Origin of the sequence: Pseudomonas sp. OF001 (assembly GCF_904426495.1) — a bacterium.
GTDB lineage: Bacteria > Pseudomonadota > Gammaproteobacteria > Pseudomonadales > Pseudomonadaceae > Geopseudomonas.
Genome location: NZ_CAJGBM010000016.1, coordinates 19,215 through 41,592 on the forward strand (window position 1 = coordinate 19,215; position 22,378 = coordinate 41,592).

At 68.5% G+C, this 22,378-nt stretch carries 24 protein-coding genes; 12 read left to right on the forward strand and 12 right to left on the reverse strand.

From position 1 onward, the window contains the following. Positions 1-96: 96 nt before the first annotated feature. The 5 genes from RA210_RS11385 to RA210_RS11405 all read right to left on the reverse strand — a co-directional run bounded on the left by RA210_RS11385 (position 97) and on the right by RA210_RS11405 (position 5,269). A complete protein-coding gene (locus RA210_RS11385; RefSeq protein WP_201486522.1) occupies positions 97-1,149 on the reverse strand; it encodes a 3-keto-5-aminohexanoate cleavage protein in 1,053 nt (350 codons plus the stop codon). Between the two features lie 81 nt (positions 1,150-1,230). Then, positions 1,231-2,079 (reverse strand): TauD/TfdA dioxygenase family protein, encoded by an 849-nt coding sequence (locus RA210_RS11390; RefSeq protein WP_201486523.1) that lies wholly within the window; start codon positions 2,077-2,079, stop codon positions 1,231-1,233. A 13-nt stretch (positions 2,080-2,092) separates the two neighbouring features. Next, the gene (locus RA210_RS11395; RefSeq protein WP_201486524.1) at positions 2,093-3,073 is read right to left on the reverse strand and encodes a quinone oxidoreductase family protein; all 981 of its coding nucleotides are present in this window, start codon (positions 3,071-3,073) and stop codon (positions 2,093-2,095) included. A gap of 245 nt (positions 3,074-3,318) precedes the next feature. Then, complete coding sequence (locus RA210_RS11400; protein WP_201486525.1) at positions 3,319-4,374, reverse strand: 3-keto-5-aminohexanoate cleavage protein; 1,056 nt, start codon at positions 4,372-4,374, stop codon at positions 3,319-3,321. 46 nt (positions 4,375-4,420) lie between these two features. After that, complete coding sequence (locus RA210_RS11405; RefSeq protein ID WP_201486526.1) at positions 4,421-5,269, reverse strand: TauD/TfdA dioxygenase family protein; 849 nt, start codon at positions 5,267-5,269, stop codon at positions 4,421-4,423. A gap of 354 nt (positions 5,270-5,623) precedes the next feature. Here RA210_RS11405 and RA210_RS11410 point away from each other — a divergent pair, with 354 nt between their 5' ends. Beyond that, positions 5,624-6,601 (forward strand): site-specific integrase, encoded by a 978-nt coding sequence (locus RA210_RS11410; RefSeq protein WP_201486527.1) that lies wholly within the window; start codon positions 5,624-5,626, stop codon positions 6,599-6,601. Positions 6,602-6,612: 11 nt separating this feature from the next. Here RA210_RS11410 and RA210_RS11415 read toward each other — a convergent pair whose 3' ends face one another. After that, positions 6,613-7,563 (reverse strand): MerR family transcriptional regulator, encoded by a 951-nt coding sequence (locus RA210_RS11415; RefSeq protein WP_201486528.1) that lies wholly within the window; start codon positions 7,561-7,563, stop codon positions 6,613-6,615. Between the two features lie 179 nt (positions 7,564-7,742). Between RA210_RS11415 and RA210_RS11420 the strand changes: the two genes are divergently transcribed. The 9 genes from RA210_RS11420 (at position 7,743) to RA210_RS11460 (ending at position 14,848) form a co-directional block, all read left to right on the forward strand. After that, positions 7,743-8,195: a PAS domain-containing protein gene (locus RA210_RS11420; RefSeq protein ID WP_201486529.1), complete on the forward strand. Its 453-nt coding sequence runs from the start codon at positions 7,743-7,745 to the stop codon at positions 8,193-8,195. A gap of 218 nt (positions 8,196-8,413) precedes the next feature. After that, on the forward strand, positions 8,414-8,665 hold the full coding sequence (locus tag RA210_RS11425) for a TIGR02450 family Trp-rich protein (RefSeq protein WP_201486530.1): 252 nt from the start codon (positions 8,414-8,416) through the stop codon (positions 8,663-8,665). Between the two features lie 215 nt (positions 8,666-8,880). Continuing rightward, the gene (locus RA210_RS11430) at positions 8,881-9,837 is read left to right on the forward strand and encodes a MerR family transcriptional regulator (RefSeq protein ID WP_201486531.1); all 957 of its coding nucleotides are present in this window, start codon (positions 8,881-8,883) and stop codon (positions 9,835-9,837) included. Positions 9,838-9,872: 35 nt separating this feature from the next. Then, positions 9,873-10,298 carry a nuclear transport factor 2 family protein gene (locus tag RA210_RS11435; protein ID WP_201486532.1) on the forward strand — a complete coding sequence of 142 codons (426 nt, stop codon included), beginning with the start codon at positions 9,873-9,875 and terminating at the stop codon, positions 10,296-10,298. Further along, positions 10,295-11,056 carry an SDR family NAD(P)-dependent oxidoreductase gene (locus RA210_RS11440; protein ID WP_201486533.1) on the forward strand — a complete coding sequence of 254 codons (762 nt, stop codon included), beginning with the start codon at positions 10,295-10,297 and terminating at the stop codon, positions 11,054-11,056. The genes RA210_RS11435 and RA210_RS11440 overlap by 4 nt, the downstream gene beginning before the upstream one ends. Next, positions 11,053-12,300, forward strand: coding sequence for an NAD(P)/FAD-dependent oxidoreductase (locus tag RA210_RS11445; RefSeq protein ID WP_136488303.1), 1,248 nt, complete (start codon positions 11,053-11,055; stop codon positions 12,298-12,300). The genes RA210_RS11440 and RA210_RS11445 overlap by 4 nt, the downstream gene beginning before the upstream one ends. After that, positions 12,297-13,088: a DUF1365 domain-containing protein gene (locus RA210_RS11450; RefSeq protein ID WP_201486534.1), complete on the forward strand. Its 792-nt coding sequence runs from the start codon at positions 12,297-12,299 to the stop codon at positions 13,086-13,088. The genes RA210_RS11445 and RA210_RS11450 overlap by 4 nt, the downstream gene beginning before the upstream one ends. Further along, the gene (locus RA210_RS11455) at positions 13,075-14,349 is read left to right on the forward strand and encodes an SAM-dependent methyltransferase (RefSeq protein ID WP_201486535.1); all 1,275 of its coding nucleotides are present in this window, start codon (positions 13,075-13,077) and stop codon (positions 14,347-14,349) included. Before RA210_RS11450 ends, RA210_RS11455 begins: the two co-directional genes overlap by 14 nt. 1 nt (position 14,350) lies before the next feature. Then, positions 14,351-14,848 (forward strand): DUF2878 domain-containing protein, encoded by a 498-nt coding sequence (locus RA210_RS11460; RefSeq protein WP_201486536.1) that lies wholly within the window; start codon positions 14,351-14,353, stop codon positions 14,846-14,848. A 4-nt stretch (positions 14,849-14,852) separates the two neighbouring features. Here RA210_RS11460 and RA210_RS11465 read toward each other — a convergent pair whose 3' ends face one another. Genes RA210_RS11465 through RA210_RS11475 form a run of 3 tightly spaced genes read right to left on the reverse strand, consistent with a single transcriptional unit; the run spans position 14,853 to position 16,609 of the window. Then, a complete protein-coding gene (locus tag RA210_RS11465) occupies positions 14,853-15,548 on the reverse strand; it encodes an SDR family NAD(P)-dependent oxidoreductase (protein WP_201486537.1) in 696 nt (231 codons plus the stop codon). Then, positions 15,548-16,075: a DUF3833 domain-containing protein gene (locus RA210_RS11470; protein ID WP_201486538.1), complete on the reverse strand. Its 528-nt coding sequence runs from the start codon at positions 16,073-16,075 to the stop codon at positions 15,548-15,550. The genes RA210_RS11465 and RA210_RS11470 overlap by 1 nt, the downstream gene beginning before the upstream one ends. 9 nt (positions 16,076-16,084) lie before the next feature. Next, the gene (locus RA210_RS11475; protein WP_236574722.1) at positions 16,085-16,609 is read right to left on the reverse strand and encodes a chalcone isomerase family protein; all 525 of its coding nucleotides are present in this window, start codon (positions 16,607-16,609) and stop codon (positions 16,085-16,087) included. A 367-nt stretch (positions 16,610-16,976) separates the two neighbouring features. Between RA210_RS11475 and RA210_RS11480 the strand changes: the two genes are divergently transcribed. After that, entirely contained in the window at positions 16,977-17,471 is a 495-nt protein-coding gene (locus tag RA210_RS11480; RefSeq protein ID WP_136488309.1) for a copper chaperone PCu(A)C, read from the forward strand. A 59-nt stretch (positions 17,472-17,530) separates the two neighbouring features. On the opposite strand, the gene gorA is transcribed toward RA210_RS11480, so the two are convergent. The 3 genes from gorA to chrA all read right to left on the reverse strand — a co-directional run bounded on the left by gorA (position 17,531) and on the right by chrA (position 21,394). After that, positions 17,531-18,889, reverse strand: coding sequence for a glutathione-disulfide reductase (gene gorA / locus RA210_RS11485; RefSeq protein ID WP_201486540.1), 1,359 nt, complete (start codon positions 18,887-18,889; stop codon positions 17,531-17,533). A 108-nt stretch (positions 18,890-18,997) separates the two neighbouring features. Further along, on the reverse strand, positions 18,998-19,837 hold the full coding sequence (galU, locus tag RA210_RS11490; RefSeq protein ID WP_090348120.1) for a UTP--glucose-1-phosphate uridylyltransferase GalU: 840 nt from the start codon (positions 19,835-19,837) through the stop codon (positions 18,998-19,000). Between the two features lie 342 nt (positions 19,838-20,179). Continuing rightward, positions 20,180-21,394 carry a chromate efflux transporter gene (gene chrA / locus RA210_RS11495; protein WP_136488311.1) on the reverse strand — a complete coding sequence of 405 codons (1,215 nt, stop codon included), beginning with the start codon at positions 21,392-21,394 and terminating at the stop codon, positions 20,180-20,182. A 203-nt stretch (positions 21,395-21,597) separates the two neighbouring features. On the opposite strand from chrA, the gene maiA reads away from it, so the two are divergent. After that, positions 21,598-22,230: a maleylacetoacetate isomerase gene (gene maiA / locus RA210_RS11500; RefSeq protein ID WP_136488312.1), complete on the forward strand. Its 633-nt coding sequence runs from the start codon at positions 21,598-21,600 to the stop codon at positions 22,228-22,230. Positions 22,231-22,378 lie beyond the last annotated feature (148 nt).

The following is a 22,378-nucleotide window of genomic DNA, read 5'->3' on the forward strand; positions in this document are numbered from 1 at the left end:
ACCGGTTCTGCAAAGGCTTCGCCCGGGGTGAAGCCTTTGCGCAACCTTTGTTTGTACCGCGCAGGCGGGCCGGCGGTGCGCCGGCCCGCTTGAGGGTCAGCCGCGCTGCGGCACGCCCTTCTGCCCCGGCTTGCGGTTCGGCGCCATGCCGTTGGCCAGCAGGGTTTCCTCGACGGTCTCGTACTGCACGCCGATGCGGTAGATCTCGCGCGCTTCCTTGCCGTTGGCCACTTCGCGGCCCAGTTCGTGGGCGACGCGCACGCACTGCTGGATCTGCTCGACCGAGGTCATGCGCTGACCGTGCTGGCCGACGATGGTGTCCTCGATGCCGCAGCGCGGGTGCAGGCCCATGGACATGGCCATCATGTTGAACGGCAGCACATTCTTCAGCAGCGACTCGGCGGTCAGGGTGCAGCCGTCCGGCGCGCGGTGGATGAAGTTGAAGAAGTTGAACGGGTTGGGGCCGTCGAAACCGCCGCCGATGCCGATCCAGGTCAGGTTCAGCGGGCCCTTGTAGACGCCCTTGCGCACCAGGCGCTCGAGGGTTTCCAGGGCGTGCATGCCGGTCAGCTGGAAGTGCGGCTGGATGCCGTTGGCGCACAGGCGCTTCAAGTGCTCCTCGACCCAGGCCGGGCCGGCCGGCACGGTCATCTCGCTGTAGGCGGCCTGGAACGCCGGATTGGCCAGGGAGGTGCCTTCCAGGTATTCCGGATAGAGCAGCTCCATGATGTTCATCTGGGTGGTGTTGATCGCCACGGTGACCTGATCCGGCTTCGGGGTCAGCTCGGCCAGCATGTGGCGGGTGTCGTCGGAGAGCCACTTGGCCGCCTCGCCCTCGCCTTCCGGAGCGAAGGAGATCGAGCCGCCGACCTGGATGATCATCTCCGGCACGGCCTCGCGCACGCCCTTGATCAGCTCGTTGAACTTGGACAGGCGCTTGGAGCCGGTGCCGTCCAGCTCGCGCACGTGCAGGTGCAGCACGGTGGCGCCGGCCTCGTAGCAGTCGACGGCCTTCTGCACCTGCTCGTCCATGGTCACCGGGATGTCTTCCGGGAAGTCGGCGGGCATCCACTCCGGGCCATAGGGGGCGACGGTGATGACCACCTTCTCCATGTTTTCGGGGTGCAGGGAATCGTCGAAGAATTGCATGTTGTGGTCCTCGGTCTTGTTATCTGGCCGCCCCGGTCAGGCCGGGGCGGCGATGGCATGCACGCAGGGGGGAGGCGTGGTTCAGAACGGCTTGTCGCCGATGATCCCGGCGCGCTCCATCTTGCGATGGCACGGCGGGTAGTCCATGACGGCGTAGTGCTGGGTGCTGCGGTTGTCCCAGATCGCCACGCTGTTGGGCTTCCAGCGCCAGCGCACCTGGTACTCCGGGATGTACGCCTGGCTGATCAGGTAGCGCAGCAGGTCGCTGCCGCCCATGTTGTAGTCCTGGCCGTAACGGACGTGCTCCGGGGTGTGGTAGTTGCTGAAGTGGGTGGCGAAGGCGTTGACGAACAGCACCTTCTCGCCGGTTTCCGGATGGATGCGCACCACCGGATGCTCGGCGTCCGGGTACTGGGCCTTGAGCGCCAGGCGCTTCTCGATCGGCATGGCCGCGCCGAAGCTGGCCTCGATGCTGTGGCGGGCGCGCAGGCCCTCGATCTTCGCCTTCACCTCGTCGGGCAGGCGCTCGTAGGCCAGCACCATGTTGGCCCACATGGTGTCGCCGCCCACCGGCGGGCACTCCACGCAGCGCAGCACGCAGCCCAGCGGCGGCGCCTCGCGCCAGGTGGCGTCGGTGTGCCAGGCGTTCTCGTAGCGGTCCATCGGCTGGTCGGGGCGCTTGTAGATCTGCACCAGGCCCGGATGCTCCGGATCGCTGCCGGCCACCGGGTGGTCCTCCAGCTCGCCGAAGCGACGGGCGAAGGCCACGTGCTCGGCGCGGCTGATGTCCTGGTCGCGCAGGAACAGCACGCGGTGCCTGAGCAGCTGGGCGCGGATCTCGGCGAACAGGCCGTCATCGTGGATGGCGTCGGCCAGCCTGACACCGACCAGCTCGGCGCCGATGGCGCAGGTCAGTTGTTCGACTTGCATGGCGGTGGCCTCCTCAGATGACGAAGATCGACGAGCCGGTGGTCTTGCGCGACTCCAGGTCGCGGTGGGCCTCCACAGCGTCCTGCAGGGCGTAGTGCTGGTTGATCTCGATCTTGATGCGACCGCTGCCGACGTGATCGAACAGCTCGCCGGCCAGGTCGGCCTTCTCGGCCGGATCGGCGATGTAGTCGGCCAGCGCCGGACGGGTCATGTACAGCGAGCCCTTCATCGCCAGCAGCACTGGATCGAACGGCGGGATCGGCCCGGAGGCGGTGCCGACGCAGACCAGCAGGCCGCGGCGCTTGAGCGAGTCCAGCGAGGCCATGAAGGTGTTCTTGCCGACGCTGTCGAACACCACGTTGACGCCGACGCCATCGGTCAGCTCGCGCACGCGCTTGGCGACGTCCTCGTGGCTGTAGTTGATGGTGTGGTCGCAGCCATGGGCGCGGGCGACTTCGGCCTTGGCCTCGGTGGACACGGTGCCGATCACGGTCAGGCCGAGCAGCTTGGCCCACTGCGAGACGATCAGGCCGACACCGCCGGCGGCGGCGTGCAGCAGGACGGTGTCGCCGGCCTTGAAGTCGTAGATGCGGCGCATCAGGTAGGCCGAGGTCAGGCCGCGCATGGTCATCGCCGCGGCGGTCTCGAAGGCGATGGTTTCCGGCAGCTTGATCAGCGGCGCGGCCGGGATCAGGCGCTCGGTCGAGTAGGCGCCGAGGGTGTTGAGAAAGCCGGTGTAGGTGACGCGATCGCCGACCGCCACGTTGGTGACGCCCTCGCCCACCGCTTCCACCACGCCGGAGGCTTCCACGCCCATGCCGTTAGGCAGCGGGATCGGGTAGGTGCCGTTGCGGAAGTAGGTATCGGCGTAGTTCAGGCCGACCGCCACGTGGCGCAGGCGGACCTGACCGGGACCGGGTTCGCCGACCTCGACGTCCTCGTAGCGCAGAACCTCTGGACCCCCGGTTTCATAGAAGCGTACGGCTTTGGCCATGTTTCTCTCCCCAATGCATTCCTGTTGAGCAATACCGCTCGTGTAGTAGGGAATTTAGGGAGTTGCCCCTTCCTGCGCTTCTCATCGGGCGACAGCGATTTTTCATTTCATGACAACCGCTGGGGATTCCTGCCTCTCCGTGCGCCGCACGCAAAAAAACCGGCAGGCGCGGCAGGCCTGCATCTGCATGCAGGTCCCGCCGGGCGTGCCGGCAAGGCTCAGCTCAGCGCTGGCCGCTCAAGGAATCAGGCGTGCTGGGTGAAACCCACCTGACCCGGTTTGCGGTTGGGGGCGAAGCCGTTCTTGGCAAGGGTCTCGTCGGCGTCCTTGTAGAAGGTGCCGATCCTGTAGATCTCGCGCGCTTCCTGGCCATTGGCGACCTCGCGGCCGAACTCGCGGGAGAGGCGCACCAGCTGCTCGATCTGCGCGACGGTGGTCATCTTGGCGGTCTGCTTCTGGTTCCAGATGTTGTCCTCGATGCCGCAGCGCACGTGCAGGCCCAGGGCGATGGCCATCATGTTCAGCGGCAGCACGTTGCGCATGCTGGTTTCCAGGGTCAGCACCGAGCCGTCCGGACAGGCGCGCACGAAGTTGGCCAGGTCGTAGGGGTTGGGCGAGTCGAAGCCGCCACCGATGGCCACCCAGGTGAGGATCAGCGGCACGTTGCACACGCCGCGGCGCATCATGCGCTCGACGGTGTTGAGCTGGGTGATGTTGGCCAGCTGGAAGTGGGTCTGGATGCCCTTGTCACTCAGGCGGCGGATGTGCTCCTCGACCCAGGCGGGACCGGCCGGGATGGTCATCTCCTGGTAGGCCTTGAGCATCACCGGATCGGCCAGCGAGGTGCCGCGGATGTCGGCGGCAGTCATCTGCTCGCAGACGTTCATCTGGTTGGTGTTGATGGCGATGGTCACCTGGTCCGGCGTCGGGGTCAGCTCGGCCAGCATGTGGCGGGTGCCGTCGGACAGCCACTTGGCGACGTCGCCGTCATTCTCCGGTGCGAAGGAGATCGAACCACCGACCTGCAGGATCATCCCCGGGCACGCCTCGCGGATGCCAGCCAGCAGTTCGTTGAACTTGGACAGGCGCTTGGAGCCCTTGCCGTCCTCCTCGCGGACGTGCACGTGCAGCACAGTGGCGCCGGCGTTGTAGCAGTCGACGGCCTTCTGGATCTGCGCCTCCATGCTCACCGGTATGTCTTCCGGGAAGTCGGACGGCATCCACTCCGGGCCGTAGGGCGCGGCGGTGATGACCAGTTTCTGCATGTTTTCGACGAACAGCGAACCATCGATGAAGTTCATGGCGTTTTCCTCGGATTGGCGGTGTTGTGCTTGTTTTACGGGAGGATCAGAACGGCTTGTCGCCGACGATGGCTGCGCGCTCCATCTTGCGATGGCAGGCCGGGTAGTCCATGACCGCGTAGTGCTGGGTGCTGCGGTTGTCCCAGATGGCGATGCTGTTGGGCTTCCAGCGCCAGCGCACCTGGTACTCCGGGATGTACGCCTGGCTGATCAGGTAGCGCAGCAGGTCGCTGCCGCCCATGCTGTAGTCTTGGCCGAAGCGCACGCGCTCCTTGGTGTGGTAGTTGGTGAAGTGGGTGGTGAAGGCGTTGACGAAGAGGATCTTCTCGCCGGTTTCCGGGTGGATGCGCACCACCGGGTGTTCGGCGTCCGGGTACTGCGCCTTCATCGCCAGACGCTGCTCGAACGGCATGGCGGCGGCGAAGGACGACTCGAAGCTGTGGTTGGCGCGCAGGCCCTCGATCTGCTCCTTGATCTCCACCGGCAGGCGTTCGTAGGCCAGCGCCATGTTCGCCCACATGGTGTCGCCGCCCACCGGCGGGCACTCCACGCAGCGCAGCACGCAGCCCATGGCCGGGTTCTCGCGCCAGGTGCCGTCGGTGTGCCAGGCGTTCTCGTAGCGGTCGATCGGCTGGTCGGGGCGCTTGTAGATCTGCACCAGGCCTGGCGCTTCCGGGTGGGTCGGCGCCATCGGATGGTCTTCCAGCGCGCCGAAGCGGCGGGCGAAGGCCACGTGATCCGGCCGCGAGATGTCCTGGTCGCGCAGGAACAGCACCTTGTTCTGCAGCAGCAGGCCCTTGATCTCGTTGAACAGGCCATCGTCATGGACGGCATCGGCGAGGTTCACGCCGATCAGCTCGGCGCCGATACTGCAAGTGAGTGGTTCTACGCGCATCTTGTTGTTCTCCTCAGGCGAAGGTCGGTTGCAGCGACCGGGCGAAGCGCCGGATGGCGGGGCTCGCCGGGCAGGCCGTGAGGAGGAATTTAGGGAGGCGCCGCGTTGCCGACCTTTCATTTGGCGACAGTGGCTTTTCATTTCATGACCAGATCCCCGCCGACGCCGGCAAGCTGCAGCGACCTTTGATCTGGGTCAGTTTTATCCGGCCGAGCCGGGCGCCCGCAGGAGGCGCCGCAATGGGCCGGGCAGACCGAGCTGCAGGGCGCTCCGTTTCCGTCGCTGCCCTGGGATAAGATGGCCGCCATTCATCAGGTTCGAGAGCGCAGCGGCAGCGGCGCAGGGTCAATGGCAATGAACGAGGTCGAGCGCTACATCGAGGCCGGCACGCGGGAGAACACCCGGCGCAGCTACCGGTCGGCCATCGAGCACTTCGAGGTGACCTGGGGCGGCTTCCTGCCGGCCAGCAGCGAGAGCATCCTCCGCTACCTCGCCGCCTACGCCGACCAGCTGGCCTTCAGCACCCTCAAGCAGCGCCTCGCGGCGCTGGCGCAGTGGCACAACAGCCAGGGCTTTCCCGATCCGACCAAGGCGCCGGCAGTGCGCCAGGTGCTGCGCGGCATCCGCGCCCTGCACCCGCAGCAGGCCAGGCAGGCGGCGCCGCTGCAGGTGCTGCACCTGCAGCAGGCGGTGGACTGGCTGGAGCGCGAGGCGGCGCAGGCGGCCGAGTGTGACGACCTCGCCAGCCTGCGGCGCTGCCGGCGCGATGCGGCGCTGCTGCTGGTCGGCTTCTGGCGCGGCTTTCGCAGCGACGAGCTGTGCCGCCTGCGCGTCGAGGACATCCGCGCCGAGGCCGGCGTGGGAATGACCCTGTACCTGCCGCACAGCAAGGGCGACCGCGACCACCACGGCACCACCTACCAAGCGCCGGCGCTGCGGCGACTGTGCCCGGTGGCCGCCTACCTGAACTGGATCGAGGTGGCCGGCATCGCCCAGGGTCCGGTGTTCCGCCGCATCGACCGCTGGGGGCACCTGGGCGAGGACGGCCTGCACGCCAGCAGCCTGGTCGCCCTGCTGCGCCGCATCCTCGAGCGCGCCGGCGTGCCGGCCGAGGCCTACACCAGCCACTCGCTGCGCCGCGGCTTCGCCACTTGGGCCACCCGTAACGGCTGGGACCTCAAGGCGCTGATGAGCTACGTGGGCTGGCGCGACGTGAAGTCGGCGATGCGCTACATCGACCCGGCCATCTCCTTCGGCGGCCTGGCGCTGCGGCCGGCCGAAGCCGACGGGTCGCGGGAGCGGCTGCCGCCGCCCTACGGCGACGGGGACTGAGGAAGACGACCTCAGGTATCGAGGTGGCCGGCGAGGAACTGCGCCAGACGGCGCTGCATGAGACGACCGGAGTTGCCCAGGCAGGCGATGGCGCTGCCGGCCAGGCTGCCTTCGCCGAGCACCGCGGCCTCGCCAGCCAGGGCCAGCGGGCAGTCCAGGATCAGCACCAGCCGGGCCAGCTGGCGCAGCAGCGCGGCGCTGGGCGCCAGGGTGGAATACAGCACCAGCGCCTGTGGCCGGACTTCCTGGCAGACCAGCGACAACTCCTCCAGGGGCTGGCCCGGCGGCAGCACCCGCACCGGATTGCTGTCGCCACCGAGCAGCAGCGCGGTGACCAGCAGCTCCAGCTCGCGACACTGTCCGGGAATCGCTGCGACCAGCACGCAGTCTCGCCCCGCCGCCGCCCGCGAGAACTGCAGGCGCTGCAGCACGCGGGCGCGCAGGAAGGCATCGAGGAACAGCCACTGGCTGGTCTGGCCGAAGCCGTCCTGCTGCTGCAGCTCCAGCCACAGCGGCATGAGCACGTCCTGGAACACCGACGCCAGCGGATAGGTGGAGAACACCTGGCCGTAGAGCTGCTCCAGGCGCACCTCGTCGAAATGGCGCACCGCCTCGCGCAGCCGGTCCTGCCATTCGCCCCACTCGCCGGTGGACGAGCCCTGTTCGACCGGAGCCTCGGTCTTGTCCCCGCTGTTGCGCGCCAGAAGGCTGCCGACCTTGCTCACCGCCACGCCGCGCTCGGTCCAGGCGATGATGCTGCGGATCGCCTCGATGTCGCTCTGCGAGTACAGGCGATGGCCACCCTCGGTGCGCACCGGCTGGATCAGCCCGTAGCGACGCTCCCAGGCGCGCAGGGTGACCGGGTTGACGCCGGTGAGGCGGACCACTTCACGGATCGGAAACAGCTCCTCCCCCAAGGGCAGGCCGCTGGCGGGGGACGGGGCTGCAGTGAGTTCGGTCATGGCGAATGGCTCGAGGGACTTGATGAGCCGCCATTGTATCGCAGAGCTCGCCTTCGCAAGGCAGATGCATGGCAGCGATTCGCCGTCTTCTGGCGTTTCCGGCCACGAAAAACGCGCGGCCTGCATGCAGGATGGCGCAGTTGCTTTAAAATGCGCGGAAACCACCCGGGACCTGCAAGATGATCAATGCCAAGCTGCTGCAACTGGTGATCGAAGCCTCCAACGACGGAATCGTGGTCGCGGAACAGGAAGGCGACGACAATATCCTGATCTACGCCAATCCGGCCTTCGAGCGCCTGACTGGCTACTCCGTCGACGATATCCTCTATCAGGACTGCCGTTTCCTCCAGGATGGCGACCGCGACCAGCCGGGCCTCGCGGCGATCCGCGAGGCGGTCAAGCACAACCGCCCCTGCCGACAGATAATCCGCAACTACCGCAAGGACGGCAGCGTGTTCTGGAACGAGCTGTCGATTACCCCGGTATTCAACGAGGCCGACCAGCTCACTTATTACATCGGCATCCAGAAGGACGTCAGCACCGAGGTCGAAGCGCAGCAGCGCGTGCGCGAGCTGGAAGCCGAGGTTGCCGAGCTGAAGAACCAGCTCGCGGCGCTGCAAGCCAAAGGCTGACAACCGCTCCCACCCGAACGGCGTTACCGTCGTCCGCCGGCAACGCCGTTCCCCTCTTCCGTCCCGCCCGCCTGCGGCGCCGGCGCACCGCGTGCGGCCAGTGCCCGCAGTGGTCTCAGCGGCCTGCGAGCTGTACGCACCCGCCTTGTACGACTCGCCATCTTGTACAGATTTGCCCGTCCGGCGTAGCCTTGTGGGGTAACCACGCGAGGCCCGTGATGAGCCAGATCGAACCGCCAACCTCGAAGAATCCGCCCAACCGCTTCAATCCGCGCAAGCTGCGGCTCTCCAAGTGGACCGCTCGCCAGCCGTGCAACCGGGAAAAGCACTTCCTGGTCGTCGAACTGCTCGAGGACGAAGCGGGCAACCTGCTCGAAGTCGAGCTGCAGGCGGTGTACAGCGGCCGCAGCCAGTGGCTCGACTGGCGGGAGCTGCGCGACAGCGCACGCTGGCGGATCGGCTGGCACTGACCTCGCCGCCCGCGACAAATATTTATACAAAATCTATACATAACCTATTGACCGGCGGCAGCAACGACTTATCCTGTAGCAAGGTTGTACACAAATCTTGCGACGTACAAGTTGGAGACTGCCATGTCCCTCACGCTCCCCCGCCACAAGCCCGGCCGCAACGCCGGCCCGCAGCTGCATCGGGCAACCTCCAGCCTGCGTGACGCGATCTGACCATGCACGACGACCGCGATCCACGCGACGATTTTTCGGACGACGAAATGGCCGGCCTGCTGCCGATCCGCGAGGTGGCGCGGCGCACCGGGGTGAACCCGGTGACCCTGCGCGCCTGGGAGCGCCGCTACGGGCTGATCGTCCCGCAGCGCACCGCCAAGGGCCACCGCCTGTACTCGCAGGCGCAGGTGGCGCAGGTGCAGCAGATCCTCGACTGGCTGGAGCGCGGCGTGTCGGTCAGCCAGGTGCGTGGCCTGCTCAGCGATGCCCGGGTGCCGAGCGGTGCCGACGACCACGGCTGGCGGGCGCGCCGGGAGCAACTGCTGGGCGCCATCGCCAACCTGGCCGAACGCGCCCTCGACGACGGCTTCAACCAGGCCGTAGCCCTCTACCCGCCGGCGACGGTATGCCGCCATCTGCTGCTGCCGCTGCTCGAGGACCTGCACCGGCGCTGGGTCAGCCTGCCGAATGCCGAACTGGAGCGTGCGTTCTTCCTGTCCTGGCTGCGCAGCAAGCTGGGCGCGCGGCTGTACCACAGCAACCGCCTGCTCGGCAGCGCCCCGCTGCTGCTGGTCAATTGCTCCTCGGCGCCGCTGGAGCCGGCGCTCTGGCTGTGCGCCTGGCTGGTCGGCAGTGCCGAATGCCCGGTCAGCGTGCTCGACTGGCCGCTGCCGGCGCCCCAGCTGGCGCTGGCGGTACAGCGCATGCAGCCGCGTGCCGTGCTGCTTTACGCCAGCGAGGCGCTCGACCGCGATGCCCTCGCCCGCCTGCTGCAGGGTGTGGCCTGCCCGTGCCTGCTGTGCGGTCCGGCGGCGGAGCGCCAGCGCGACCAGCTGGCAGCGATCGCCGATCTGCACCTGACCCTCGACCCGCTCGACGCCCAGCAGTGCCTGCATGGCCTCGGCCTGCTCGGCCTGCAAGGAGAACTGCGCCATGCGCCGATCGACCTGGCCCCGTGACGACCTGCGCCAGCGGGCGCGGCAGGACGCCGGCCATGGCTGACTTCCTGCGCCGTTTCGCCGACGACTTCGCCCGCCTGGACAAGCACCGGCTGCAGCGCCTCGATGCGCTGTACACCCGCGACGTGGTGTTCCGCGATCCGCTGCACGAGATCCGCGGCCTGGAGGCCCTGCGCGACTACTTCGGCGAAATGTACGCCAACGTGGAGGATCTGCGCTTCGACTTCCACGGCTTCGACCAGGTCGGCGCCGGCGAGGGCTACCTGCGCTGGACCATGAGCTACCGCCACCCGCGCCTGCGCCGCGGTGCGCCGATCCGCGTCGAGGGCTGCTCGCACCTGCGCTGGCACGACGACCGGGTGTACCGCCACCGCGACTACTTCGATGCCGGCGCCCTGCTCTACGAACACCTACCCGTGCTGGGCGGCGTGATCGCCTGGCTGAAACGGAGGCTGGCATGAAACGCATCTGGCTGACCGGAGCCAGCAGCGGCATCGGCGCCGCGCTGGCGGAAATCCTCCTGCAGCAGGGCCACCACCTGGCGCTCAGCGCGCGCAGCGAAGCGCCCCTGCAGGCCCTGGCCGAGCGCTGGCCGCAGCAGGTGCTGGTGCTGCCCGGCGACCTCGTCGACGCCGAGCAGGTGCGCGCCATCGGCCAGCGCATCGCCGCGGCCTGGGGCGCGCTGGACTGCGCCATCCTCAACGCCGGCACCTGCGAGTACATCGACGCGCGCGCCTTCGAGGCGGCCATGGTCGAGCGCGTGGTGCGCGCCAACCTGTTCTCCGCCGCCCACTGCATCGAGGCGGCGCTGCCGCTGCTGCGCCGTGGCCACCAGCCGCACCTGGTGGCGGTGGCCAGTTCGGTGACCTTCCTGCCGCTGCCGCGCGCCGAGGCCTACGGCGCGTCCAAGGCGGCGCTGCGCTACCTGTGCAAGTCGCTGCGCCTCGACCTGGCCGCCGAAGGCATCGCCGTCACCCTGGTCAGCCCCGGCTTCGTCGATACCCCGCTGACCCGCCGCAACGATTTCCCCATGCCCATGCGCTGGCCCGTGGAACGCGCCGCCCGCCACATCGCCGAGCGGCTGCCGCGGCGGCCGTTCGAGATCGCCTTTCCCGGCGCCTTCGTCGCCATCCTGCTGCTGCTCGCCCATCTGCCGCGCCGCCTGCAGCTGGCGCTGGGCCGGCGCATGTCCCGCACCACCACGGAAGACCGTCCATGAAGATCGCCATCATCGGCAGCGGCATCGCCGGCCTGACCGCCGCCTACCTGCTAAACCGCCGCCACGAGATCACCCTGTTCGAGGCCAGCGACTGGATCGGCGGGCACACCCATACCGTGGACGTGCAGCTGGACGGGCGCGACTACGCCATCGACACCGGCTTCATCGTCTTCAACGACTGGACCTACCCCAACTTCATCCGCCTGCTCGAGCGGCTCGGCGTCGCCTCGCGCCCCACCGAGATGAGCTTCTCGGTGCACGACCCCGACAGCGGCTGCGAGTACAACGGCAACAACCTCAACAGCCTGTTCGCCCAGCGCCGCAACCTGCTGTCGCCGAGCTTCCTCGGCATGCTGCGCGACATCCTGCGCTTCAACCGCGAGGCACTGAGGGATCTCGCCGAGGAGCGCATCGGCGCCGACATCACCCTCGGCGACTACCTGGCGCGCGGCCGCTACGGCCGACGCTTCGTCGACCACTACATAGTGCCGATGGGCGCGGCGATCTGGTCGATGTCGCTGGCGGACATGCTCGACTTCCCGCTGCAGTTCTTCGTGCGTTTCTTCAAGAACCACGGGCTGCTGTCGGTCAACGACCGGCCGCAGTGGCGGGTCATCGCGGGCGGCTCGCGCGCCTACGTGGCGCCGCTGACCGCCAGCTTCCGCGAGCGCATCCGCCTCAACTGCCCGGTGTGGCTGGTCGAGCGCGACGCGGACGGCGTCACCCTGCTCAGCCCGGCCGGCCGCGAGCGCTTCGACAAGGTGGTGTTCGCCTGCCACAGCGACCAGGCCCTGACGCTGCTCGCCGCGCCGAGCCTGACCGAGCAGCGGATCCTCGGCGCGCTGCGCTACGCCGACAACGACGTGGTGCTGCACACCGACACCCGCCTGCTGCCGCAACGTCCGCTGGCCTGGGCGAGCTGGAACTACCGGCTCGGCGGCCCGGCGCGCCAGCCGGCGGCGGTGACCTACAACATGAACATCCTGCAGGGCATCGAGGCGCCAAAGACCTTCTGCGTCAGCCTCAACCAGACCGCCGCCATCGATCCGGCGCGGATCCTCGGCCGCTACAACTACGCCCATCCGCAGTACAGCCTCGCCGGCATCGCCGCCCAGGCGTGCTGGCGCGAGCTGCACGGCCAGCAGCACAGCTTCTTCTGCGGTGCCTACTGGGCCAACGGCTTCCACGAGGACGGCGTGGTCAGCGCGCTGCGCGTGGCCGAGGCCTTCGGGGAGCGCCTGTGAACAGCGCGCTCTACCAGGGCTGGGTCGGTCACCGGCGCTTCCTGCCGCGCGGCCACGCCTTCCGCTACCGCATCGGCCTGCTCTACCTGGATCTCGCCGAACTGAACGCGGTGCTGGCCCTGTCGCCGCTGGCCGGGCGTTCGCGCTGGGCGCCGTTCGCCATCCGCGAGACGGATTTCCTGCCGCAGTACACGCGCAGCGGCATGCCGCTGGCCGAGGCGGTGCGCCTGCGCGTCGGCGAGGCGCTCGGCCATGCGCCGCAGGGCCGCATCTGCCTGCTCGCCCAGCCGCGCAGCTGGGGCCTGGCCTTCAATCCGGCGAGCTTCTTCTACTGCTTCGAGGCCGACGGCCGCCTCGCCGCGATCCTCTGCGAGGTCAGCAACACGCCCTGGCTGGAGCGCTACCACTATGTGCTGCCGGTCGATGCCACCGGCGAGTCGCGCCACCGGGTGGCCAAGGGCTTCCACGTCTCGCCCTTCCTGCCGCGCGACCTGGAGTACCGCATGCGCCTCTCCGCCCCCGGGGAGCAGCTGCGCATCCACATGGAGGACTGGCAGGGCGACGCCAAGCTGTTCGAGGCCGCGCTCGGCCTCAGCCGCATCGAACTCGACCGCCGCAGCCTGCACCGCCACCTGCTGGCCTTCCCGGCGATGACCGCCAAGACCGTGGCCGCCATCTACTGGCAGGCCCTGCGCCTGGCACTCAAGCGCGTGCCGATCTTCGACCACCAACTTGCGGACGGCGACCACCGTACCGCACGACCGGAGCCCAGCCATGAAGAGCACTAGCCTTTCCCCGGCCAAACCGGGCCTGTTCGCCGGCAACGGACTGGGCGCGGGCCTGCTCAAGCGTGCCGTGCTGCGCCAGCTCGCCGGCCTGCGCCACGGCCAGCTCACCGTCTGCGAGGACGGCGAACGCCGCAGCTACGGCCAGCCCGGCAGCGAGCTGCACGGCGAGATCCACATCCACGATGCCGCCGCCTGGGCGATGGTCGCCGGCAACGGTTCGATCGGCGCCGGCGAGGCGTACATCCACGGCTACTGGAGCAGCCCGGACCTCACCGCCGTGGTGCGCGTGTTCGTCGCCAACCTCGAGGTGCTGGACGCCCTGGACAGTGGCATCGCCCGCCTCGGCCGGCCGCTGCTGCAGGGCCTGCACTGGCTCAACCGCAACACCCGCAAGGGCTCGCGGCGCAACATCGCCGCCCACTACGACCTCGGCAACGCGCTGTTCGAGCAGTTCCTCGACCCGACCATGATGTACTCGGCGGCGATGTTCCAGGACGAGGCCGACACCCTCGAGCAGGCCCAGCTCAACAAGCTCGAGCGCATCTGCCGCAAGCTCGACCTGCAGCCGGGCGACCACCTGCTGGAGATCGGCACCGGCTGGGGCAGCATGGCGATGTATGCGGCGACCCACTACGGCTGCCGGGTGACCACCACCACCCTGTCCCAGGAGCAGTACGCCTATACCCGCCGGCGGATCGAGGAGCAGGGCCTGGAGGATCGCATCACCCTGCTGCTCGAGGACTACCGCGACCTGCAGGGCCAGTACGACAAGCTGGTGTCGATCGAGATGGTCGAGGCGGTCGGCCACCGCTACCTGCCGACCTACTTCCGCCAGTGCGCCCGCCTGCTCAAGGACGACGGCCTGATGCTGCTGCAGGCCATCACCATCCGCGACCAGCGCTACGCGCAGGCCTGCCGCTCGGTGGACTTCATCCAGCGCTACATCTTCCCCGGCGGCGCCCTGCCCTCGATCAGCCGCATGCTGGAGGTCGTCGGCCGCGACACCGATCTCAACCTGTTCCACATGGAGGACTTCGGCCTGCACTACGCGCGCACCCTGCGCCTGTGGCACGACAACCTGCGCCGCGCCCGCCACTTCCTCGAGCAGCTCGGCTACGACGAGCAGTTCTTCCGTCTGTGGGAGTTCTACCTGTGCTACTGCGAAGGGGGCTTCCTCGAGCGCAGCATCGGTACCGCGCAGCTGCTGCTGGCCAAGCCGGCGGCCCGCCCGGCGCCGCTGCTCGGCCGCCAGCAGGCCTGACATGCGCCTGCTGGCCAACGCGGCGCTGTTCCAGCTCGGCTGGTTCGCCTGCGTGCTGGGGGCGCAGCGCCCGGCCCTGCTGCTGCTCGCCGGCGCCTGCCTGCTGGCCCATTTCGCCTTCGTCGGCCGCGGGCACGGCGAGCTGGCGAGGGTCGGCGCGCTGACCCTCGCCGGCTGCGCCCTCGACAGCCTGCTGCTCAATCTCGGGGTCTTCGACTTCGCCGGCGACAGCCGCGTGCTGCCGCTCTGGCTGGCCCTGCTGTGGGCGCTGTTCGCCACCACCCTCGGCCACAGCCTGGCCTGGAGCGCCCGGCCCTGGTGGTTGGGCAGCCTGCTCGGCGCCCTCGGCGGGCCGCTGTCCTACCTGCTCGGCGCGCGCCTGGTCGGCGTCGGCCTGCCGCTGGGCCTGTGGCCGACCCTGCTCCTGCTGGCGCTGATCTGGGCGCTGCTGGTGCCGCTGCTGCACGGCTTGCGCCTGCGTCTTGGCGCGGTCCGCTGAGCGCCTACCAGGGCAGTTGCTCGCCGTTCCACGAATAGAAGCCGCCGCTGGCCTCGGGGCCGAGCCCGTCGATCACCTGCAGCAGTTGCCTGGCCGCCAGCACCGGCGCGCGGCCGATCTCGGCGCCGCGGAATGGCCGTGACAGCGCGGAGTCGACCGTGCCCGGATGCAGGGCCAGCAGCACGGCGTTGGGATTGCTGCGCCGCACCTCGATGGCGGCGGTCTTCACCAGCATGTTCAGCGCCGCCTTGGCGGCGCGATAGCTGTACCAGCCGCCCAGGCGGTTGTCGCCGATGCTGCCGACCTTGGCGGAAAGCATGGCCAGCACGCCGCGCCGGCGGTCGAGCAGGCGGGCGAAGTGGCGCAGCAGCAGCGCCGGCCCGAAGGTGTTGACCCTGAAGGTGTCCAGCAGCTGGTCGTAGTGGAGATCGCCGAGCTTCTTCTCCGGCATGAACGCCGGGCCGTGCAGCACGCCGGCGGCGTTGACGATCAGCTGGAACGGCGCCTGCGCGGCCAGTGCCTCGGCCGCATCCGCGATGCTCGCCTCGTCGGCGAAGTCGATGGTCGGCCGGGAGCCGCGCGACAGGCCGAGCACCGCCGCGCAGCGCGGGTCCGCACGCAACTCCGCGACCAGCGCCGAGCCGATGGCGCCCGAGGCGCCGATCACCAGGGCGCGGTAGCCGTCGGGGAAGGAGTCCATCAGGGCGCTTCCTTGCGGAAGAACAGGGTGACCTGGCCCAGTTCGAAGCCGAACTTGGTCATGAACGAGCGGTTGGCCATGGTGCGCTCGTCGAGCAGGTACATCCAGTCGTCGAAGTCGACCTGGTAGACCTTGCCGTCCACCGGCAGGCTGAGCACGTAGCGCCAGCGCAGGGCGTTGCCGGCCACCTCGCCGCGCGCTTCGCCGACCACGTCGGCAGCGGTGCCCCGCCAGCGGCCCGGGCCATCGGGATAGAGGGTCCACACGCGCTTCTGCTTGCTGCCGTCGCTGTAGGTGAAGTCCTCGTCGAGAATCAGCCGTTCGCCTTCGCGGCGGCCGTTGATCACCACGTGGAAGCGCTTGATCACCTCGCCCGAGCGCTTCTGGAACATGCCCCAGGCGTCCACCCGGCCGTCGAAGTAGGCAGGCAGGTCGAGTCGCGGCTGCTGGTCGCGGTAGTGTTCGACGTCGATCTGGCTGCAGCCGCCGAGGCAGACACAGAGCGACAGCAGGAGTTTCTTCAGCATGGATGGTCCTCAGGGTGCGGCGGCGCCCAGCAGCCTGGCGCGCAGCTCGGGGTTGCGCGTGCGGGCATCCAGCCAGATGGAGAAGAAGATGCGGGCGAACTCCTCGTCGCGCACCTCGTGCTGCAGACGGTCGCCGGCGTAGAAGCGCGCGCCGAATCCGGGCAGGTACACGCCGGTGATGCGCGATCCCGGCGCGGTGTCGACGAAGGCCCGGTGCATGTGTCCGGCCCATTCGGCGAGCTGCGCCGCGCCGACCCGGTCGCCGTGCAGGCGGCGGATCTCGTCGAGGCTGGCCTCCACCAGCCGCTCGCGGCTGATCTCGCGGTGGTAGATCAGCTCGAGGGCGAACGGCACTCCGGCGGCGAGGCGCTCGGCCGGGCTCCACAGGCGGGCGCTGTACAGGCGGAAGCCGAACAGGCTCAGCCCCCCCTCGCCGAGCAGGCGGGCTTCGGGGAGAGCCTCGCGCCAGTTGCCCAGTGCGCTGCCGCTGAGCAGGCAGAGGCCGAGCAGGACGACCCGCAGACTGTGCGTCACGGCAGTTCCGGTCACGGACAGGTAGTCGTACATCGCACGGGTCCTCGCACGGAAATGGCAGGGCTCAGTGTCGCGTCACCGGGTACCTGACAAGTTGCGACGGCGCGCCAGCTGAACCCTGCATGAAATCTATACGACAACACAAAATATGCACAATAAAATTATACAGGCACAGACAGCCAGACTGATCAGCGCAGCGAATATCGGGCCCCTGACTGGAGCAGGTTGAACACCACGGCCTTTCTTGTACAGCTTTCCACCTGGGCGCCGGATCTGCGCGCTTTAGTCGCCTGCTGGCCGTCCGTCGGGCTGTGCTATGGTGCGCGCAGTCGCCCGTCGGGCCCCCGCCATCATGAGGAATCCACAGATGCTGATCCGCACCCTGAGCCTGGCCGCCCTGCTCGCCTGCGCCCTGCCGAGCTTCGCCCATGACTACAAGGTCGGCGAGCTGACCATCGATCACCCCTGGTCACGCGAGCTGCCGCCCAACGCTCCGGCCGGTGCCGCCTACTTCACCCTGAAGAACCAGGGCGCCGCCGCCGACCGCCTGATCGGCGCCAGCACGCCGCGCGCGCAGAAGAGCGAACTGCACACCCACGTCCACAAGGACGGCCTGATGAAGATGCAGCAGATCCCCGCCGTGGAGATTCCCGCCAAGGGCGAGGTGGTGTTCCAGCCGGGCGGCAACCACGTGATGCTGTTCGGTCTCGGCCAGCCGCTGAAGGCCGGCGAAGAATTCCCGCTGACCCTGGAGTTCGAGAAGGCCGGCAAGGTCGAGGTGCAGGTCCAGGTGGAAGGCGCCGACGGCCAGGGCATGAGCCACAAGATGCCGATGGAGCACGGCAACCACAAGGGCCACTGAGCCCCGGTTGAAACGACGAGGCCCGCCGATCTGGCGGGCCTCGTCGTTCCTGGCTGGACTCAGTCCGCCCGCGGCGTGCGCATGGTGACGAACTCCTCGGCCGCCGTCGGGTGGATGCCGAGAGTCTCGTCGAACACCGCCTTGGTGGCCCCCGCCTTCAGCGCCACCGCCAGGCCCTGGACGATCTCGCCGGCCTCCGGGCCGACCATGTGGCAGCCGAGCACGCGGTCGCTGTCGGCGTCGACCACCAGCTTCATCAGCGTGCGCTCCTGGCAGTCGGTGAGGGTCAGCTTCATCGGCCGGAAGCGGCTCTCGAACACCTTGACCTTGTGCCCCTGCTCGACCGCCTGCTGCTCGGTCAAGCCGACGGTGGCGATGTTGGGCAGGCTGAACACCGCGGTGGGGATCAACGCGTAGTCGACCGGGCGGTACTCCTCCGGGCGGAACAGCCGGCGCGCTACCGCCATGCCCTCGGCCAGCGCCACCGGGGTCAGCTGCACGCCGCCGGTCACGTCGCCGATGGCGAGGATCGACGGCACGCTGGTGCGGTATTCGTCGTCCACGGCGATGAAGCCGCGCGCATCCAGCGCCACGCAGACGTTCTCCAGGCCGAGGTCGTCGAGCATCGGCCGCCGCCCGGTGGCGTAGAACACGCAGTCGGCCTCCAGCGCGCGGCCGTCGCGCAGGGTCGCCAGCAGGCTGCCGTCGGCCTGGCGCTCGATGCTGGCGATGTCGCTGTTGAACTGCAGGTCCATGCCCTTCTTGCGCAGCTCCTCCTCGAGGTGGCTGCGCACCGCCTCGTCGAAGCCGCGCAGGAAGCGCTCGCCGCGGTACAGCAGGCTGGTCTGCGCGCCCAGGCCATGGAAGATCGACGCGAACTCGACGGCGATGTAACCGCCGCCGACCACCAGCACGCGACGCGGCAACTGCTCCAGGTAGAACGCCTCGTTGGAGGTGATCGCCAGCTCCCGGCCGGGGATGTCCGGCACCTGCGGCCAGCCGCCGACGGCGATCAGGATGTGCCCGGCGCTGTAGCGCTGGCCGTTCACCTCGACCTCGTGGGCGCCGACGATGCGCGCATGGCCTTCCAGCAGGGTCACGCCGCTGTTGACCAGCAGGTTGCGGTAGATGCCGTTGAGGCGCTGGATCTCGCGGGTCTTGTTGCCGATCAGGGTCGGCCAGTCGAACTGCGCGCCCTCCAGCGACCAGCCGTAGCCGCGCGCCTGCTCGAACTCGTCGGCCATGTGCGCGCCGTAGACCAGCAGCTTCTTCGGCACGCAGCCGACGTTGACGCAGGTGCCGCCCAGGTAGCGGCTTTCGGCCACCGCCACGCGGGCACCGAAGCCGGCGGCGAAGCGCGAGGCGCGCACGCCTCCGGAGCCGGCGCCAATTACAAACAGGTCGAAATCGAAAGCCATGTCGGATCTCCTTGCAGATGGCCGGCAGGATACCACCACCCCAAACGCAACCGCCCCGGACCGTATGGTCCGGGGCGGCCGGGACTCGCTGCCGGAACTGCTGGCGGATCAGTAGGCCTTGCCGGCCTTGTACAGGTTCTCGAAGCAGAAGTTGGTGGCCTCGACGTAACCCTCGGCGCCACCGCAGTCGAAGCGCTTGCCCTTGAACTTGTAGGCGATCACGCAGCCGTCCTGGGCCTGCTTCATCAGCGCGTCGGTGATCTGGATCTCGCCACCCTTGCCGGGCGGGGTCTGCTCGATCAGGTCGAAGATGTCCGGGGTCAGGATGTAGCGGCCGATGATCGCCAAGTTGGACGGCGCATCCTCCGGCTTGGGCTTCTCGACCATGGTGTTCACCCGGTAGATGTCGTCGCGGATCATCTCGCCGGCGATCACGCCGTACTTGTTGGTTTCCTCGCGCGGCACTTCCTGGATGGCGACGATGGAGCAGCGGAACTGCTTGTACAGCTTGACCATCTGCGCCAGTACGGCGTCGCCTTCCAGGTTCAGGCACAGGTCGTCGGCCAGCACCACGGCGAACGGCTCGTCGCCGATCAGCGGGCGGCCGGTGAGGATGGCGTGGCCCAGGCCCTTCATCTCGATCTGGCGGGTGTAGGAGAAGGTGCACTCGTCGAGCAGGCGACGGATGCCGACCAGGTACTTTTCCTTGTCGGTGTCGCGGATCTGGTGCTCGAGCTCGTAGCTGATGTCGAAATGGTCCTCGATCGCCCGCTTGCCGCGGCCGGTGACGATGGCGATTTCGTTCAGGCCGGCATCCAAGGCTTCCTCGACGGCGTACTGGATCAGCGGCTTGTTCACCACCGGCAGCATTTCCTTGGGCATGGCCTTGGTCGCGGGCAGGAACCGGGTGCCGTAGCCGGCCGCCGGGAAGAGGCACTTCTTGATCATCTGAGAGAAGCCTTACAGGTAGGAGGGTTCTGGGCGGCAAGTCTAATCATCGCGCCTGCCGCCTTCAATCGCGGGCGTTGATCGTTGCTCCCTGCTCCACCGGCGGCTCTTGCACTGATTGCCGGGCTGGCCGGGAGATTCAGGATGAAGATGTGTTTTCTACATTTCATTATGTTAAACAAAGAATAAACTCGATGAGCCATGCCGACCCTTGCCCATCGGGCTGCAGAGCCGCCTCGATCATGGGCAAGGGCACGCCGGTTGCCGGATCAGGTCCGGTGAAGGTTCGGAGGGTCCGAAAAGACAGGGGGAACAGATGCTGCGGCAGCCTCCCCTCCTCCCTCAGACGGTGGATGCAGCGAGGCTCAGTCCCCAGCCCGCCAGGCCGCTGCCGGCCACCACCAGCCACGGCGGCAGCTTCCAGAACATCAGTGCGACCAGTGCGATCAGCGCCAGGCCGAAATCCCCTGCCCCACCGATGGCGCTGGTCCAGACCGGCTGGTAGAGCGCCGCCAGCAGCAGGCCGACCACAGCGGCATTGATCCCGGCCAGTGCGGCCTGCATGCGCAGGCTGCGGCGCAGTTGCTCCCAGAACGGCAGGGCGCCGGCGACCAGCAGGAAGGACGGCAGGAAGATCGCCAGCAGGCACAGCAGCCCGCCGCTCCAGCCGGACGGTTCGCCCTCGAGCGAGGCGCCGAGGAAGGCGGCGAAGGTGAACAACGGACCGGGCACCGCCTGCGCCGCACCATAGCCGGCGAGGAAGGCCTGGCTGTCGACCCAGCCGGTCGGCACCACCTCGGCCTGCAGCAGCGGCAGCACCACGTGGCCACCACCGAACACCAGCGCGCCGGCCCGATAGAAGGCATCCACCAGATCGATGGCCTGCCCCGGCAGCACGGCGGCGAGAACCGGCAGGCCGGCCAGCAGGACGAAGAACAGCGTCAGCCAGCACGCCCCGGCGCGCCGGCTTACCGTCACCGGCAACTCATCGCTGCCGGGAGCCGACGAGGGATGGAACAGCAGCAGCCCGACCACGGCCGCCGCCACGATCACCCCGACCTGGGTCCAGGCCGAGGGAAGCAGCAGGACGATGCAGGCGGCCGCCGCCATCAGCGTCACCCGCGGCGCATCGGGGCACAGGTTGCGCGCCATGCCCCACACCGCCTGGGCGACCACCGCGACCGCCACCACCTTGAGGCCGTGCAATGCGCCGGCTGGCAGCCCATCGCCTTGGCTGGCGATGCCCAGCGCCAGCAGGATCAGGGCGATGGCCGAAGGCATGGTGAAGCCGAGCCAGGCGGCCAGCGCACCGCGGTAGCCGGCGCGCGACAGCCCCAGCGCCATGCCCACCTGGCTGCTCGCCGGGCCCGGCAGGAACTGGCAGAGCGCCACCAGATCGGCATAACTGCGCTCGCTCAGCCACTGCCGGCGGCTGACGAACTCCTCGCGGAAATAGCCCAGGTGGGCGATGGGGCCGCCGAAGGAGGTCAGGCCCAGACGCAGGAAGATGAGGAAAACCGCCCAGGGACTGCGGTCGTCGACGGAAGAACTGGCCATGGACTTGCCTTGTGCAGCCGGAAGAACGGGGCACGATAGCGGAATTCGATGACATGGCAAGGTTCGCCCTGCGCTCCGTGCAGGGGCGCGACACGGGAGATGCACCGGCCGTTTTTCGTCTTGACAGCGGCCACGCGAATCCGCAAATTGCACAAAACATAACTGCATTACGCAAAAAACAATTAACGACGAGCGCGCGCCCCATGGACCTCTACACCTACTACCGCTCCACCGCTTCCTACCGCGTGCGCATCGTCCTGGCGCTCAAGGGCCTGGAAGCCCGCCATATCCCGGTCAACCTGGCGCCGGGCGTCACCGAACAGCTGCAGCCGGTCTACCGCGCCATCAATCCGCAGGCCCGCGTGCCGGCCCTGCGCAGCGACGAGGGCGCACTGCTGATCCAGTCGCCGGCGATCATCGAGTACCTCGAGGAGCGCTACCCACAGCCTCCCCTGCTGCCGAGCGATCCCGTCGAGCGCGCCCGCCAGCGCGGCGTGGCGGCGCTGATCGGCTGCGACATCCACCCGCTGCACAACGTCGCGGTGCTCAACCGCCTGCGCGGCCTGGGTCTGAACGAGGAACAGGTACAGCAGTGGATCGCCCACTGGATCGGCGAGGGCCTGCGCGCGGTCGAGGCGCTGATCGGCGACCAGGGTTTCTGCTTCGGCGAACCGGGCCTGGCCGACGCCTACCTGCTGCCCCAGCTGTACGCCGCGCACCGCTTCGCCGTGGACCTGTCGCCCTACCCGCGCATTGCCCGCGTCGAGCGCCTGGCCCTCGAACACCCGGCCTTCCAGAAGGCCCACCCGGACGCCCAGGCCGACAGGCCGACCTGAGCACACGCCAGATGAAAATCCTCGGCCTCCAGCTGCTGATCGGCGATTTCCTCGCGCGCAGCGTCCGCGGCCTGTCCTGCGCCCCACCGGCGCCGGCACCTGCCCGCTGACCTGCCAAACTTCAAGACAACAAGATACAGAAGCGAGA